The sequence below is a fragment of the Paenibacillus auburnensis genome, from assembly GCF_927798115.1.
Classification (GTDB): Bacteria; Bacillota; Bacilli; order Paenibacillales; family Paenibacillaceae; genus Paenibacillus_AQ; species Paenibacillus_AQ auburnensis.
The window spans coordinates 1-396 of record NZ_CAKMMG010000024.1 but is presented as its reverse complement, the minus strand read 5'-3'; the positions used below and the strand labels follow the sequence as shown (position 1 = coordinate 396).

General features: G+C 52.3%; 1 rRNA gene. It reads right to left on the bottom strand.

The features are described 5' to 3' along the window. Positions 1-346, bottom strand: a 16S ribosomal RNA gene (locus L6H70_RS28640); the annotation flags it as partial. Positions 347-396: the final 50 nt, after the last annotated feature.

Here is a 396-nt window from a genome sequence, read left to right as displayed (position 1 = left end):
TAGGAGTCTGGGCCGTGTCTCAGTCCCAGTGTGGCCGTTCACCCTCTCAGGTCGGCTACGCATCGTCGCCTTGGTGAGCCGTTACCTCACCAACTAGCTAATGCGCCGCAGGCCCATCCCTTAGTAGCAGATTGCTCCGCCTTTCATCCTTTCCTCATGAGAGAAAAGGAATTATCCGGTATTAGCTACCGTTTCCGGTAGTTATCCCAGTCTGAGGGGTAGGTTGCCTACGTGTTACTCACCCGTCCGCCGCTAAGCTTATCCCGAAGGATAAACTCCGCTCGACTTGCATGTATTAGGCACGCCGCCAGCGTTCGTCCTGAGCCAGGATCAAACTCTCCAAATTGGTATTTAGAAAGAGCGATTGCTCATTTTGAAACATCTGACGAGAATTTG